At 45.0% G+C, this 14,120-nt stretch carries 15 protein-coding genes; 6 read left to right on the top strand and 9 right to left on the bottom strand.

The genetic code is table 11. The annotated features are described in order from the left end of the window. Positions 1-21 precede the first annotated feature (21 nt). From RGE70_RS02715 to RGE70_RS02705, 3 genes are all read right to left on the bottom strand, one after another. Positions 22-936 (bottom strand): MerR family transcriptional regulator, encoded by a 915-nt coding sequence (locus RGE70_RS02715; protein WP_310470021.1) that lies wholly within the window; start codon positions 934-936, stop codon positions 22-24. Between the two features lie 13 nt (positions 937-949). Then, entirely contained in the window at positions 950-1,906 is a 957-nt protein-coding gene (locus tag RGE70_RS02710) for a YbgA family protein (protein WP_310470020.1), read from the bottom strand. Positions 1,907-2,092: 186 nt separating this feature from the next. Continuing rightward, positions 2,093-3,010, bottom strand: a complete 918-nt coding sequence (locus RGE70_RS02705; RefSeq protein ID WP_310470019.1) for a polyprenyl-phosphate transporter — start codon at positions 3,008-3,010, stop codon at positions 2,093-2,095. A gap of 330 nt (positions 3,011-3,340) precedes the next feature. On the opposite strand from RGE70_RS02705, the gene RGE70_RS02700 reads away from it, so the two are divergent. Continuing rightward, positions 3,341-3,841: a hotdog fold domain-containing protein gene (locus tag RGE70_RS02700; RefSeq protein ID WP_310470018.1), complete on the top strand. Its 501-nt coding sequence runs from the start codon at positions 3,341-3,343 to the stop codon at positions 3,839-3,841. Between the two features lie 70 nt (positions 3,842-3,911). Here the strand turns inward: RGE70_RS02700 and RGE70_RS02695 are convergent, their stop codons facing one another. Continuing rightward, positions 3,912-4,568 carry a cupin domain-containing protein gene (locus tag RGE70_RS02695; RefSeq protein WP_310472900.1) on the bottom strand — a complete coding sequence of 219 codons (657 nt, stop codon included), beginning with the start codon at positions 4,566-4,568 and terminating at the stop codon, positions 3,912-3,914. 210 nt (positions 4,569-4,778) lie between these two features. Here RGE70_RS02695 and RGE70_RS02690 point away from each other — a divergent pair, with 210 nt between their 5' ends. Further along, positions 4,779-5,177 (top strand): DUF1294 domain-containing protein, encoded by a 399-nt coding sequence (locus tag RGE70_RS02690; protein WP_310470017.1) that lies wholly within the window; start codon positions 4,779-4,781, stop codon positions 5,175-5,177. Positions 5,178-5,271: 94 nt separating this feature from the next. Then, entirely contained in the window at positions 5,272-5,742 is a 471-nt protein-coding gene (gene bamJ / locus RGE70_RS02685; RefSeq protein WP_310470016.1) for a BamJ family beta-barrel-assembly machinery protein, read from the top strand. Positions 5,743-5,822: 80 nt separating this feature from the next. Here bamJ and RGE70_RS02680 read toward each other — a convergent pair whose 3' ends face one another. Beyond that, positions 5,823-7,013, bottom strand: coding sequence for an MFS transporter (locus RGE70_RS02680; protein ID WP_310470015.1), 1,191 nt, complete (start codon positions 7,011-7,013; stop codon positions 5,823-5,825). A gap of 293 nt (positions 7,014-7,306) precedes the next feature. On the opposite strand from RGE70_RS02680, the gene RGE70_RS02675 reads away from it, so the two are divergent. The 3 genes from RGE70_RS02675 to RGE70_RS02665 all read left to right on the top strand — a co-directional run bounded on the left by RGE70_RS02675 (position 7,307) and on the right by RGE70_RS02665 (position 11,571). Then, on the top strand, positions 7,307-9,094 hold the full coding sequence (locus RGE70_RS02675; RefSeq protein WP_310470014.1) for an aminopeptidase P family protein: 1,788 nt from the start codon (positions 7,307-7,309) through the stop codon (positions 9,092-9,094). A gap of 338 nt (positions 9,095-9,432) precedes the next feature. After that, entirely contained in the window at positions 9,433-10,731 is a 1,299-nt protein-coding gene (locus tag RGE70_RS02670; RefSeq protein ID WP_310470013.1) for a DEAD/DEAH box helicase, read from the top strand. Between the two features lie 195 nt (positions 10,732-10,926). After that, positions 10,927-11,571, top strand: coding sequence for a DUF2913 family protein (locus RGE70_RS02665; RefSeq protein WP_310470012.1), 645 nt, complete (start codon positions 10,927-10,929; stop codon positions 11,569-11,571). Between the two features lie 58 nt (positions 11,572-11,629). Here the strand turns inward: RGE70_RS02665 and RGE70_RS02660 are convergent, their stop codons facing one another. The 4 genes from RGE70_RS02660 to RGE70_RS02645 all read right to left on the bottom strand — a co-directional run bounded on the left by RGE70_RS02660 (position 11,630) and on the right by RGE70_RS02645 (position 14,109). Further along, complete coding sequence (locus RGE70_RS02660) at positions 11,630-11,938, bottom strand: ribbon-helix-helix domain-containing protein (protein WP_310470011.1); 309 nt, start codon at positions 11,936-11,938, stop codon at positions 11,630-11,632. Positions 11,939-12,023: 85 nt separating this feature from the next. Further along, positions 12,024-12,584 (bottom strand): DJ-1/PfpI family protein, encoded by a 561-nt coding sequence (locus RGE70_RS02655; RefSeq protein WP_310470010.1) that lies wholly within the window; start codon positions 12,582-12,584, stop codon positions 12,024-12,026. A gap of 187 nt (positions 12,585-12,771) precedes the next feature. Then, the gene (locus RGE70_RS02650) at positions 12,772-13,398 is read right to left on the bottom strand and encodes an OB-fold-containig protein (protein ID WP_310470009.1); all 627 of its coding nucleotides are present in this window, start codon (positions 13,396-13,398) and stop codon (positions 12,772-12,774) included. Positions 13,399-13,548: 150 nt separating this feature from the next. Further along, positions 13,549-14,109: a DsrE family protein gene (locus RGE70_RS02645; protein ID WP_310470008.1), complete on the bottom strand. Its 561-nt coding sequence runs from the start codon at positions 14,107-14,109 to the stop codon at positions 13,549-13,551. Between the last annotated feature and the right edge of the window lie 11 nt (positions 14,110-14,120).

The following is a 14,120-nucleotide window of genomic DNA, read 5'->3' as shown; positions in this document are numbered from 1 at the left end:
CGTTCCAACTTAATTCACTGCTCATTGAGGGTCATGTTGCACTATGTCACTCACGCTTAAATGACTTAACTGCAGATCTTGGTTAATACCTTTAGCGTATATCCCCACAAGATGAACCCTGTCTGGGTGAGTTTGCATCAGCAATTTAAGTGCGCGTGTATCGTGCTTACTAAATTGTGGGTGGGCAATCACCAGTATTCGATAATATGCCATTCTTTGAGTAAGCAAATCTAACTCACTGAGGCGGCTAACCTGCAATGGTTGATGCTTGATGTTATAAGCACTTAACTCAGCAGATAGCAGTAGCGGACTCCAATGTGCTTCAGAAGCAATGCTGACTAACAATGTGGCTGGCATACTGCATTGCAATAGCGTTAGTCGCGGTGCAGAAAAATACGCGGCTAACTCACTGCGTACCCAAGCTCGAACTATCGCGGCGTCTACCCGCTCAGCCATTGTGTTGTCATACTCACCTAACCAAGGCCAATAAAGACAATTTTTCAGAATCGCAAATGGATACATCGCGCTCAGCTCGGTTAACTTTTTGTGTAGCGCACTGGCGTCAAGAGCAATACAACATTGATTTAAAAACAAGATATTTGCTTGCCAATAACTGACTTCTTCAGGCTTTAATTGCGCGTTTTGCAGTAACGAATTAGCCGCAACTTGTCTCACAGAGCTGTTGAGCAGCGGTTTGACTTTACTGATCGCAACACCCTTATTAAGCCAATATAGGATCTCTTTTATTTGCGACAGATGCTGCGAACTATAAAGCCGATGCCCCTTGTCAGTTCGCTTAGGTATGACCAAGCCAAAGCGTCGCTGCCACGCTCTTAACGTGACAGGATTAACGCCGGTAACCTCTGCAGCTTCACCAATGCTAAACCACTTAGCATTATTGCTAACCGGTGGTTCAGCGAGCTTGTTTAATGGCATTTTTGCCCGCCTTTTAGTATGCGTAACGTAGCTTTAGTTCTTGCGGATGCGGGTTTAAGTAGACTTGATTTTCAATGTAAGGCTTTGGATATTCACGCACATAATGGTTAATCAGCGTAATAGGAACCAAGATCGGCAATAAGCCTTCGTTATACTTCAATATGGTTTCTGTTAACTCTTCTTTTTGGGTACTCGACAATTGCTTTTTGAAATAGCCTTGCATGTGCTGCAGCGCACTTGTGTGGTTTTTGCGGGTGGCTTTGATTTTTAAAATCGTCATAAACCCATTAAAATACTCGGCGGCAATTTGGTCTAAATCACCACTCATGTCTGCCAGTAATGGGCCTAATTCACGGTACAATTTAGGGCAATGCGCCATCAACATGTATTTATAGCGGGCATGAAAATTTAAGATGTTGCTCTTGGTAAAGCCTGACGCTTTTAAACAGTGCCAATCGTGATAAGCATAAACACGAGTGAAAAAGTTTTCACGTATGGGTAAGTCGTGTAAACGTCCCTCCTCTTCAACGGGTAATAGAGGGTAGCGCTCCATTAATTTTCGTGCGTACACGCCCACACCAGATTTCCAGCCATTGTTGGTACCGACTTTGTATTCGATCACGCGTTCCATGCCACATGTTGGCGATTTTGCACAAAGGATGTAGCCACCTAGAAAATCAAGCTGCTCAACTTTATTGCTGCTAAATTCATTCAATTTATCAGTAACATCAATCGAACCATCGGCACTTTTCACCAAAATAACATCGCCGTCTTTTTCAAGGCGAATCGTCTTTCTTGGCGCGCCCATGCCAATCGCCATTTCAGGGCAAACGGGCACATAATCAAAGTGAGGAGCTATCTCTTTACGGCAGTAACTAGAGGATTTATGGCCACCGTCGTAGCGGACTTTCTCCCCCAGTAGGCAGGCGCTGATCCCGATTTGAATTTTGTCTGGATTAAAATGGCTCATGATGTTACTCCCTTAATTTACAAGTCATTACGGCAGGCACCTATACAAAGATCACATTTTTGTACAAGTATGTAACTTAGTATGGCACCTGCTTAATTCTCCGTCTGTCTAAATCGAATTTAAGGCATAAAAAAACGCCAACGGTTAGCTGACGTTTCAATGGGCAAATAAGGTGTAATTCAAGCGTTAACGCCCTTTATGCGCAAACCTTTCCAAGCCCCACACTAATAAAATACCGGCAAGCATTGCGACAACCGCAGCGCTCAGCAATGATGGCTCACCAGTAACATGTTCATAATTAAAAGGAGATAATACTCGCTCATCAAGCGGTACTAACTCACCTTTAGAGTTTTCACGAAAGCTTAAGGTTTCTTTCCATGGCCATATCTTACCTAAGGTCCCCAACATTAACCCCGTGAGAAAGACCAAGGTCGCGTCGTGGTACTTACGAAGCAATAAAGACAACACATGGCTAAAGCTTAGTAACCCAGTTACTGCGCCAGCCAAAAAAGTGGCCATAATGGCAATATCAAAGCTCTTAACAGCACCGACAACCGAAGTATATAACCCAAGTAACAACAATATAAAACTACCCGATATACCAGGCAAAAGCATTGCTGTAATGGCAATACAGCCACCTAGAAACACATTCAAATAGGTCATTTCAAGTGCTATCGGGTTCAGCATTGTGATCCCCCACGCAAACACAACACCACAGCCAAATAGCGCTAAGCGCCCTAGCGAAAAGCCGCTCACCTGCTTTAGCATATGCCACACAGAAATAAGAATTAAACCAAAGAAAAAAGACCACACTGGAATAGGGTGACTATGCAATAAATAACTAATCACTCTGGCTAAGGTTAAAATACTGGTTAATATGCCACCAAAAACACAAACTAAAAAAGGCCCATTGATATGCATAAAGGCCGCTTTAATACCTTGCTGTTTAATCATGCCCGCCAACCCTGGGGTGATCTTCTTAATGCTATCGAGCAACTGATCTAGGATCCCCGTAATAAAGGCGATGGTACCACCTGAAACTCCAGGCACTACATCTGCGGCCCCCATAGCCATTCCCTTAAGGTAGGTCTTTAAATAATTCACTGTATTCCTTAATGCTGTCGAATCGATTTCAGCAAAATTATACTGTGCTATTGATTACAAAAGAAACCTCGTTGACCTTTTCAGCGCAAATGAATTTTTATACCGGTGCCTCTACTAGCATAATCCAAAGCCCGCTTCCCTCTGCAACTTAAGTTACTCTATTACCCTAGGTTATTTCAGTTAACTGAACACAATGAATCTTCGCTTCAAATCTGTTTTGGCTAATCCAAAAATCGTACAAAAATACCGCTACCAAATACCATATCCGCTAGTAATTTATGTTAATAAAATGCTACTCTCATCGGACCAGCGGGGTTAACAAGGAAGACCATGAGCAGTACCACCTCTAGCAGTAAACCAAATAAAGTCATGAAGCTTTATAAGCGCGTTACCAGCCTACCTTTTGGCCATGCTATATTCTCAAAAATGGTCAGCCGGGTTGCCCCATACTTTGGTAGCGTAAAACCTTTTATTAGTGAGTTAAAAGTCAATAAGTGCGTTTGCGTGATTAAAAAACGTAAAGCGGTTTACAACCATATCAAGACAGTACATGTCATTGCGATTTGTAACGGCTTAGAAATGGCAATGGGGACCATGGCTGAAGCCTCCATTCCGAGTCACTTGCGCTGGATCCCTAAGGGCATGAACGTTGAATACACAGCTAAAGCGGGCACCGATATTAGCTGCGTTGCCGAGGTAAAACCTGAACAATGGGCAGTTGGAGATATGTTTGTTGCCGTTACCGCCTATGACACCAATGGTGTTGCCGTGGTAAAGGGCACCATAAAATTGTGGATTTCAGAGAAACCCGTCAAGACATCAGCGGCGTAACTCATAGCTGCTGAAGGTTGAAAATTTACTATGAACGTCAGTCGCGCAACATTAATGCACATTATCGCCGTTACTTAGCTAAATACAGATGACCGGTTTTGACCCAAATAACAGTTTCTTGCTCAACAAATGGCTGGTGCTGACTCATGTGTGGGCTTCTTAACCAGCTGTATTTTGGGTAGCGACCGTGTTCATCATTAAATTCACCGCTGATCACAAACACCTCTTCGCCGCCAAAATGACAATGCGCTTGAAACTGTTCGCCGGCAGGCCACTTCACCAATGCGGCATGTTCATGCTCAAAATCGTATAGTGGCATCACCATCAACCCACCAATCCCAGCTCGCCAGCCATGGTTAAGCGTGTTAATACGTACCACAGCTAAATCGCGTTCATCAAATTGATTAAGCTTAACCAATAACGTGCAGCCATGTTGGCTAAAGGGTGTATGACTGCTGCCCGGTGGATTACGGATATAAGTTCCAGAGGGGTAATCACCCTCTTCATCAGAAAACACCCCTTCAAGCACGAGTATCTCTTCACCACATGGATGACTGTGCCGTTTAAAACTTGCTCCTGCCAAATACTTAACAATGCTGGTGGTATGACCGCTTTCAGCGGCAGTGCGCTCAAGAGGCTTACGAAAAACACTAGGAGACGGACTTGCCACCCAAGGGGCATCTTGGGTGTTGATTAGTACTTTTTGGCTCATATCCATATTCAACATGGCAAGCTCCATAGCTCGTTGTTCAGTCAACATTAATGACTCTAAGGTAACCGAATAATTGCATCTGTTTCAGCGTGACTTGCCGCTGGTTAAGCACCTACCGAAACTACAACGGCAGACCATCGTAGTTAGCACTCCCTAAAGTATATTACGGCCACCTTAAATGGTATGGTGCTTCGAACCGCTCAATAAACGCAGATCACACGTCACATGCCTAAGCTGCACCATAAAATAAACAAAGTTAGCCTATTTGCATTAGCCACACTTATTGGCATTGTAACGCTGCATCAATTAGCATTAATCCCACTGGCTGCACTTGGCTATTTGTTATTGCTATGCTGCGTGACGTTCATCGCTTATGCAGTAGATAAACGGGCTGCGCGGCAGCAACGCTGGCGCATAAAAGAGTCAACACTACACCTGCTTGCATTACTCGGTGGCTGGCCTGGCGCTTTGCTAGCACAGCAATGGTTACGGCATAAGTCAGCTAAAACGTCATTTAAAGTTGCACTCTGGCTAGCAATATTACTCAATATAGCGATTAGCTATGCAGTGCTGTTTCCCGCGCTTGTGCAAGCGCAATTACAACAGTTAATGCAAATGCTATAAATTCGCCAAAACCTTGCAGCGATTTACTGCAATGATTTACCGATGCGTATCCATTCGATATGATGATAAACAAACTAAACCATAGTGATTTAAAATGAAAATGATATTAGCGGTTGTAGTCATTGCCTGCGTAATTTTTTACTTTTTTACCTCAGCAAATAACCAAAAAGCAGCCAAAGTAAATATTGAACAAGGCGCGGCTTTTCTTGCTGAAAACAAGTTAAAAGAAGGGGTGTCTACCACCGCATCAGGCTTGCAGTATCAAGTCCTCACCGCGGGGGATGGCAGCGTACACCCAAAGGCAAGTGACACAGTGACAGTACACTACCATGGCACGTTAATCGACGGCACCGTCTTTGACAGTTCTGTTGAGCGTGGTGAGCCGATTGATTTTCCGCTTAACCGAGTCATTAAAGGCTGGACTGAGGGTGTACAATTAATGGTTGTAGGCGAAAAAACTCGCTTTTTTATTCCTAGCACACTTGCTTACGGCAACCGTAGCGCGGGAAAAATTAGCGGTGGCTCTACGCTTATTTTTGATGTTGAATTAATTAGCATCAACTAACCGCTTTGGGCTAGATCGCGTAACAAAAAGCCTGAATTGTCATTCAGGCTTTTTGTTGTCTTTATCAATCAGCTGCACTTTTAACACAGTTTTGATAACCCCGCTTTTTTAGACCATCGCCACCATGCCAGTAACATCAATTGCACCACAATCACGGGAATACAGCCAAGCAGTAAACCCTGCCAGCCTAATTGATAAATCACCCACCCAGCACTTAATGACGCCAGTGCCTGCGAACCAAATACAAAGGTATCGTTAAAGGCTTGCACTTTATAACGTTCATCTGCGCTATAACAGCGGGGTAATAAAGCAGTTCCGGCAACAAATAAAAAGTTCCAACCAATACCTAGCAGCACTAAAGCGGTCCAATAATTAAGTAGGTCACGCCCAAGTAACGCAGTAATAATGGTGACAACATATGCCAGTAAACCAATCAACATCATCTTAGACACACCAATTCTGCCCACTAATATACCGCTAATAAAAGACGGTAAATACATGGCAATAATATGACTTTGAATAACCCATTTGGTATCGGCTAAAGAATGGTGCTCAACATGATGCATGTGCAACGGCGTTGCAGTCATCACAAAACTCATCATAGCGTAACCTAGCGTTGCCCCCGCGATTGCCACCCATATTTTAGGTTGAGACAAAATATCAGCCAGCGGTCGCCCCGTTACTTTAACGGGTTCCCCTACTGGGCGACCTCGCACCTTGGCCTCTCGATAAAAACATAAAATTATCGCCGCAGCCACACTAACCAAGGTTAAAAATGCAAAAGCCCCCACATAAGCCTGCTCGGTAAGGACACTGCCTAAAACAGCCAGTTCGGGGCCAATGACTGCCGCAATTAACCCGCCCAGTAACACTCGCGAAGCAGCTTTAGCAGCCAACTCCGGCGCGACGGCTTCCATTGCCGCAAACCGGTATTGCTGCACTACAGCGCCAGCGGCTCCCAGCATCACACCGCTACAGCAAAACAACGCGAAATTCGCATGTGAAGTGGCGTAAGCAGCAACCGTACCAGAGCTTGCTGCAAGCAAAGTACCGCTAATAAATACCGGTTTTCGGCCAAAGCCTTGCATCAATCTCGACACAGGAATAACAGCTAGCGCAACGCCGACCACCATTGATGCTATCGGCAATGTAGCCAGCTCTGGCAAGGGCGCAATTTCAGCACCGATAATACCGCCGAGCAGCATCATCATCGGGGTTGCACTCATCGCAAACGCTTGCGCAAACATAAGCAACCATACGTTAAATGGCATAATGAATTTCATCCTTAAAACATGCGCGTTTGTCACCTATGACAAAAACCGCACTAACAACACTGTAATACCAACGACATAAATAGCATGACCACTCTCTGCGTTAACCCATTGAAATCGTTTCACCGGCATTGAACATGCAACAGCCACGTAAAAAGGTTGATACAAATTAGCGATACAGCCACTCCCACAACGCTAACAGATTATGATAATCTCCGCCCTATAGAAGTACACATTCAATAGCCTTCAGCCAACCGTAGAATTGCCGCTTAAGAGCTTAATATGGAGTCATAATGTCAAATACAATTGCAGCGCGCTTAAGTGCTATACGTCGCGAGATGGCTAACGCTAACCTCGACGCTTTTATTATTCCTCGTGCCGATGAGTACTTAGGAGAGTATGTTCCCGCTCATAATGAGCGCATGTTATGGGCCAGTGGCTTTACCGGCTCAGCAGGCACCATCATTGTATTAAAAGACATCGCCGCGATATTTATTGATGGTCGTTATACCGTGCAAGTTCGCCAGCAAGTTGATGGCCAACTATTTGAATACCTAAGCCTACACGACACACCGCAAGCGCAGTGGCTAACCGAAAAACTCACAGCCAACGCCAAAGTAGGCTTTGACGCCAGATTGCATACCCTATCTTGGTATGACCATACCGTAGCGGTATTGAATAAAGCACAAGTTGAATTAGTCGCTGTAAAAGAAAACCCTGTAGATCTTAACTGGCACGACAGACCTCTTCCTTCTAACGAACCGATTATGGCCTTTAGCGAGCAAAGTGCAGGCCGTAGCAGTTTAGAAAAACGTACCGCCATTGGCGCAGCAATCAAAGCTGAAGGCGCGGATGTTGCCATTATTGCCGCGCTCGACTCATTGTGTTGGTTACTCAATATTCGTGGTAAAGATGTACCACGTTTACCCGTTGTGCTCGGTACAGGCTTATTGCAGGCTAATGGCGATATGGTGCTATTTACCGACACCAGCAAACTACCTCAGGACATAGAGCAACATGTGGGTGCTGGCGTAAGCTTTAAAACAGAAGCAGAGCTTGAAGCTGAACTGGCTAAACTATCAGGCAGTAAAGTGCTAGTCAGCCCAGATACCACCAATGCTTGGTTACAAATTACCGCACAACGAGCCGGAGCAATATTAGTTGCGGGCGCCGATCCTGTTGCTCTACCTAAAGCGCAAAAAAACCAAACCGAATTAGCCGGTATGAAAGCCTGCCACATTCGTGATGGTGTTGCAGTTAGCCGTTTTCTCGCGTGGTTAGACAGCGAAGTACAGGCAAACCGCTTGTATAATGAAGCGCAACTTGCCGATAAACTCGAAAGCTTCCGCCTGCAAGATCCGCTCTATCAAGAGCCGAGTTTTGATACCATCTCTGCCGCTGGAGCCAACGCCGCGATGTGCCATTACAACCATAATGATGGCACTCCTGCGCAAATGACCATGAACAGCATTTACCTCGTTGACTCAGGCGCACAGTACCTTGACGGTACCACCGACGTTACCCGCACCATCGCCATTGGCGAAGTGACCGACGAGCAACGCAAAATGGTGACCTTAGTTTTAAAAGGTCACATTGCGATTGACCAAGCGAAGTTTCCAGTTGGCACATCGGGCCAGCAGTTAGACTCGTTTGCACGTCAATATTTATGGCAGCACGGTTTTGACTACGACCACGGCACCGGACACGGCGTTGGGCATTACTTAAGCGTGCACGAAGGCCCACAAGGGATCGGTAAAAATAGAACCGCAATTCCATTAGTGGCCGGCATGGTGCTTTCAAATGAGCCTGGCTATTATCGCGCCAATGAATTTGGTATTCGCCTCGAAAACCTTATCGCAGTTCGCCCATCGGTATCGCTGGTTAACGCCGAGCGTGAAATGCTTGAGTTTGAAGCATTAACCTTTATCCCAATGGACGCCCGCCTTATCGATAAAACGTTACTAACTCCATCTGAAATCGAATGGTTTAACCACTATCACCAGCAAGTGCGCGAAAACCTCAGTGCCCATATGCAAGGTGATGACCTTGCATGGCTAAATAAAGTCACTGCCGCGATCTAAGGCATTACCCAATAAAAGCAGCGTTTAGGCGCTGCTTTTTTATGCCTTCCGCTTTGCATTGTAACCTTAAGCTAGCTCCACTACGGCCTTCCCTTCAAAGCAATCGCTAACTCCACGACCACTGGCATAATAAGTTCAATAGCCTAGCCTATAACCATAAATGAAAACCACCCACCAAAAAATGCACAATTACGACGCTCAATGCGCAAATGAAGTGATAAAATAAGTGCAGGTATTAACCAAAAGTTTGCTATACTCCGCCACCGCCATTTTAAGGTGGCTAAGTCGTTAGCGTGGTACGTTAGCAGTTGAATAGTTGATTATAGGACCCCCTCATCATGAGATTCGAATCTTTTAGTTTTGCTCCCGAGATTTTGCGCGCCATCTCTGAATGTGGTTATCAAAAAATGACACCTATTCAGCAGCAAGCCATTCCAGCAGTGCGCCGCGGCCAAGATGTATTAGCTAGCGCCCAAACTGGTACCGGTAAGACCGCTGCATTTGCGCTACCTATTTTGCAAAAAATGTTAGATAACCCGAGCGAAACTCAGCGCTCAAACGCACGTGCGCTTATTTTAACGCCAACACGTGAGCTAGCATCGCAAATTGCAGATAACATAAATGACTATGCCAAATACTTAAACGTCAATGTCGTGACTATTTTCGGCGGCGTAAAAATGGACAGCCAAGCGACAAAGCTTAAGCGCGGCGCAGACATCATCATCGCCACTCCGGGCCGCCTACTTGAGCACATCACCGCATGTAACTTGAGCTTGTCGAATGTCGACTTTTTAGTGCTTGATGAAGCTGACCGTATGTTAGACATGGGTTTTAGTGCCGATATTCAAAAAATACTTCAAGCAGTAAATAGTCAACGTCAAAACTTGATGTTTTCTGCGACCTTCTCAGCCCCAGTTAAAAAGCTTGCTAGCGAAATGATGGTCAAACCCAATATCATTACCGCAGACAAACAAAACACCACTGCAGATACCGTAAGCCAAGTGGTTTATCCGGTAGAGCAACGCCGTAAACGCGAGTTATTATCAGAACTCATCGGTAAGAAAAACTGGCAACAAGTGTTGGTATTTACCGCCACACGTGACGCTGCCGACAAGCTTGAAAAAGAGCTTAACCTTGACGGTATTCCAACCGCAGTGGTTCACGGCGAAAAAGCACAAGGCAGCCGACGCCGTGCACTACGTGAATTTAAAGCCGGTAAAATCCGCGTGATGGTTGCAACAGAAGTTGCTGCTCGCGGACTGGATATTCAGGGCCTAGAATACGTGGTTAACTATGATTTACCTTTCTTGGCTGAAGATTATGTGCACCGTATTGGCCGCACAGGCCGTGCAGGTAACACCGGTGTTGCTATCTCATTTGTCAGTCGCGAAGAAGAACGCACATTAGCAGACATCGAAAAGCTGATTGGCCAAAAAATTCGTCGAGTGACGATTCCTGGCTACGAAGTTGGCAGTCGCGACCTGTTAATCAAACAGCTACAAACCCGTCGTAGCTTTGCGAAAAGGCAACAACGTTCAGACAATGCTGGCGCGCAAGTCATTGCAGAGAAAAACATGCAAGGCCGCCGCGTTAAAGTAAAAAATGCATCACCGGCTAAAATCAAAAAAATCAAATAGTCGTATCGGCAACGGCTAGTTAATCATAACCTTAAAGGCACCCCGCGGTGCCTTTTTTGTTGCTTTAGGGCGGCCGCAAACTGAGTGCCATTATGATAAAGCAGCCCAAATCCGCCAGCGCCGTTTATTCCCGCATTAGCATTAGGTATAATGCCGTCGCCGTCCTTCTATACTCACTTTCACGGCGGAGATCTCATGTCCGATATCAATTATAACCAAGCCATTTTAATGTTTGCTAATGCTGGCCTTGCCGCGCTAGCGGAATCAGCCGCCACAAGTAGCAGTGTTAAAACCCCTGCAGGCGAAAGCCATTTTTTATGCAGCTGGATGGTCGCCGCCCTTAAAAAGCGCACCTTTCCCAAATTAATTGCTGATGATCTTACCTTTTGGATCCGCCAAGCTCGCAGCATGGGCGCCGCGGCAGAGCTAAAACTTTTGCTGCAAAAAATCAGTCAGCAATACACTTTTATTGCAGACAAACAACAAGGGTTGGCAGCATCGCTACAGGCCATGTTGGCAGAGCTTGAAAGTAAAGGTTGGTTGGTGATCACTGACCAAGAAGTCACTAAAAAGCTTAAACTGAGCAGTGACGGTAACGCTAGCCTTATTATTTCAGATGAGCAGTTTAGCCAGTGTATTGATGGCGATGAACTGATAAAGCCAATAACACTTTACGTGCGAGCACCAGAGGCAGCATTCGCCGAAGTAGCTTATAAACATCACTTACTGTTAAGCCCTGGCAACAAGAAGACCTCGCTAATCAAGCACCACAAAACCTACCGTATTTGGCCGAGAAACGAACAACCCGCAATGACACTCTTGCAACCTCTCGCTGACTAAACAAAAAAGCCTGCTTTCGCAGGCTTTTTTATTGTCATCCAATAAACGCTTTAAAGCGTTAGGTAACGATAAAGCTAACATCGGCTTTAGGCTTTAACACTAAACGCTGACCGTTATTTAAATAGGTCGTACACGCAACACGTAGCAAGGAGGCAAAATTACTGACCTTGCCCTGCTTCGCAATCACTTCACGATAAATACGAGTTAAAAATACCGCTTGTGTTAACCCGTCATCTTCAGCAATTTTTTCTATAATTTGCCAAAAAATGGCTTCCAGACGGATACTCGTCACCACACCGTCGATTCGAATCGAGCGGGTTTTGAGCTCAAACAATTCAGCTTCGGCACCAGAATAGAGTTCACACATTGTCAGTGACCACCCATTAAGTAATACATTATTTATAAACTATATTTAGTAAAAAAACCGTAAAACTTATTCTATTACAACACCTTTAACTTAATAGCTCATGAAAAAGTGCTAACCACTGCGGGTGTGCCGGCCATGCTGGTGCCGTTACAAACTGACCATCACTGACAGCTTGCGTCGCTTCAAGCTCAACGTATTCGCCACCCGCTTGGGTGACTTCGGGGGCACAGGCGGGGTAAGCTGAGATCTGTTTGCCTTCGATAACATTGGCGGCACTCAATAACTGCGCACCATGACAAACTGCAGCAATCGGCTTATCTTGACTAACAAAAGCTTGTATTAACTCAATCACTTTTCCATTAAGGCGTAAATACTCGGGCGAGCGGCCACCAGGCAATAGCAGAGCATCAAAATCGGATGCAGATGTCGCGTCGAAGTCACCGTTAATGGTAAACAGGTGGCCCGGTTTTTCAGTGTAGGTTTGATCACCTTCAAAGTCATGAATCGCCGTTTTAATGGTGTCGCCAATCTGCTTACTTGGGCACACGACCACGACCTCATGCTGCACCATTTGTAACGCTTGAAACGGCACCATTAATTCGTAATCTTCAACAAAATCACCCGCGATTATCAATACTTTTGCCATGCTCAAACCCTCAAATACTTCCAACCAGTGAGAACACTTTACTCAACAAGTAAAAATGGAGGTAACAGCCCAATACTACAGTGTGACATGGCCAACAAGGCACAAAAAAAGCGCCAAAAGGCGCCTAATGTGAGGGGGAATATTGCCTACTTTTAACGGCATTTTAGCAAGTAAGGTAAATACCGCACTAAGATGCCTCTACTTTAGCGGCGCTCCAAATACTGCCTTTTCGCTTTAGTAGCACCACTTGAGTGCCATTTGAAAACTCAACCCCTGCTTGGTCAGGTTCGACTAATACACAATGCCGCTGCATCTCGTCATCATTTACAATGGCTTCACTTGGCTGACCTTGCACTGCATTACCCGCAGTTAACGTGCCCACACAACCATTGAGATCTTCAACAAATACAATTGACGATCTATTTTTTGGCATGTAGTTGGCGAGTTGATATCCAATAAAGTGACACCCAACTCCCATAATAACTAAACTTACAGGCATGGAGACAGACTGAGAAAGCAGTTCATTAAACCAAAGCTGTGACAGGTAATTAACCGAAAAACCCGCAACTGCGAAACAGATTAATGCCAATACAAACCAGATAAATAACGGCAAACGGTCGATACACAACCAGCCAGCTATACCAGATGAATCGGCAAGCTCAGGGTCATTGTCATTAGGGGTCCAGTCGTCGAGTAAGCCTAAAAAGCTGGCGCCAATCACTAAAGACAAGCTCTCAACAATCCCCAGTATTGCTACGATACAAAGCGCAATAGCGTAGGGTAAATTGTCTTGGCTTAAAAGAAATGAAATCATTAGTTTCTCCATATGCACAATATATCCGCATGTTCCTATGCGTAGTAAGGTCTCAATGCCTTACGATGTGCCTTAACTATATAATTATTAATTACATTATTCTTTAGAGCATATCAAACTTTCAATAATTGCAAAAACAAATTCTACAAATCAAAAGGGATTTAGACTATAACCCTGCTGCGCGGCAATCGCATGGGCAGTCATAGCAGAAAGCGCGACTTTTACCCCAGGTAATAACTGTTCTGTTGGTACGTCGTAATAGACGGTGGTTTGCCCGCAGAGGTAAAAACGCACCCCTAATTGTGACAACTGACTGATCAACTCAATGTTGGCATTTAAATGAGGTTGTGGCTGAGACTGCTGAGTTTGATAAAACTCATTAAGAGTGAAATCGTTAACCGCTTTACCGTGTACCACCATCATTAACTGAAGGTTACTTAACGGTACACCTTCACTTACATGCATATTAATAAATCGCGCCAGCTTAACCAAACCACGATTCAGCTTGCCCGGCACTGCGGCTTCACTCATATCAAAATCCACTTTAAACACTGTATCTTTTGGAATAGATAACTGAGTTTCTACCTTGGCAATATTGCCATACTCGCTCAAAACCGGCCCAGGCTTAAAGTCATCAGGCCCTGCAAACACACTTAAGCTACATAATAAAAAACTACCAGCCAAAAGGTAATGTCCGTATTGTGTTTTCATTGTATTTTTCC

Source organism: Shewanella youngdeokensis (assembly GCF_033180165.1).
In the GTDB taxonomy this organism is placed as follows: Bacteria; Pseudomonadota; Gammaproteobacteria; order Enterobacterales; family Shewanellaceae; genus Shewanella; species Shewanella youngdeokensis.
This window is presented reverse-complemented; position numbering and strand designations above follow the sequence as displayed.

Coding starts and splice junctions, on each gene's coding strand:
- RGE70_RS02715 (WP_310470021.1), bottom strand. CDS start 936: ATGCCATTAAACAAGCTCGCTGAACCACCGGTTAGCAATAATGCTAAG.
- RGE70_RS02710 (WP_310470020.1), bottom strand. CDS start 1,906: ATGAGCCATTTTAATCCAGACAAAATTCAAATCGGGATCAGCGCCTGC.
- RGE70_RS02700 (WP_310470018.1), top strand. CDS start 3,341: ATGAGCAGTACCACCTCTAGCAGTAAACCAAATAAAGTCATGAAGCTT.
- RGE70_RS02695 (WP_310472900.1), bottom strand. CDS start 4,568: ATGTTGAATATGGATATGAGCCAAAAAGTACTAATCAACACCCAAGAT.
- RGE70_RS02690 (WP_310470017.1), top strand. CDS start 4,779: ATGCCTAAGCTGCACCATAAAATAAACAAAGTTAGCCTATTTGCATTA.
- bamJ (WP_310470016.1), top strand. CDS start 5,272: ATGAAAATGATATTAGCGGTTGTAGTCATTGCCTGCGTAATTTTTTAC.
- RGE70_RS02680 (WP_310470015.1), bottom strand. CDS start 7,013: ATGCCATTTAACGTATGGTTGCTTATGTTTGCGCAAGCGTTTGCGATG.
- RGE70_RS02675 (WP_310470014.1), top strand. CDS start 7,307: ATGTCAAATACAATTGCAGCGCGCTTAAGTGCTATACGTCGCGAGATG.
- RGE70_RS02670 (WP_310470013.1), top strand. CDS start 9,433: ATGAGATTCGAATCTTTTAGTTTTGCTCCCGAGATTTTGCGCGCCATC.
- RGE70_RS02665 (WP_310470012.1), top strand. CDS start 10,927: ATGTCCGATATCAATTATAACCAAGCCATTTTAATGTTTGCTAATGCT.
- RGE70_RS02660 (WP_310470011.1), bottom strand. CDS start 11,938: ATGTGTGAACTCTATTCTGGTGCCGAAGCTGAATTGTTTGAGCTCAAA.
- RGE70_RS02655 (WP_310470010.1), bottom strand. CDS start 12,584: ATGGCAAAAGTATTGATAATCGCGGGTGATTTTGTTGAAGATTACGAA.
- RGE70_RS02650 (WP_310470009.1), bottom strand. CDS start 13,398: ATGATTTCATTTCTTTTAAGCCAAGACAATTTACCCTACGCTATTGCG.
- RGE70_RS02645 (WP_310470008.1), bottom strand. CDS start 14,109: ATGAAAACACAATACGGACATTACCTTTTGGCTGGTAGTTTTTTATTA.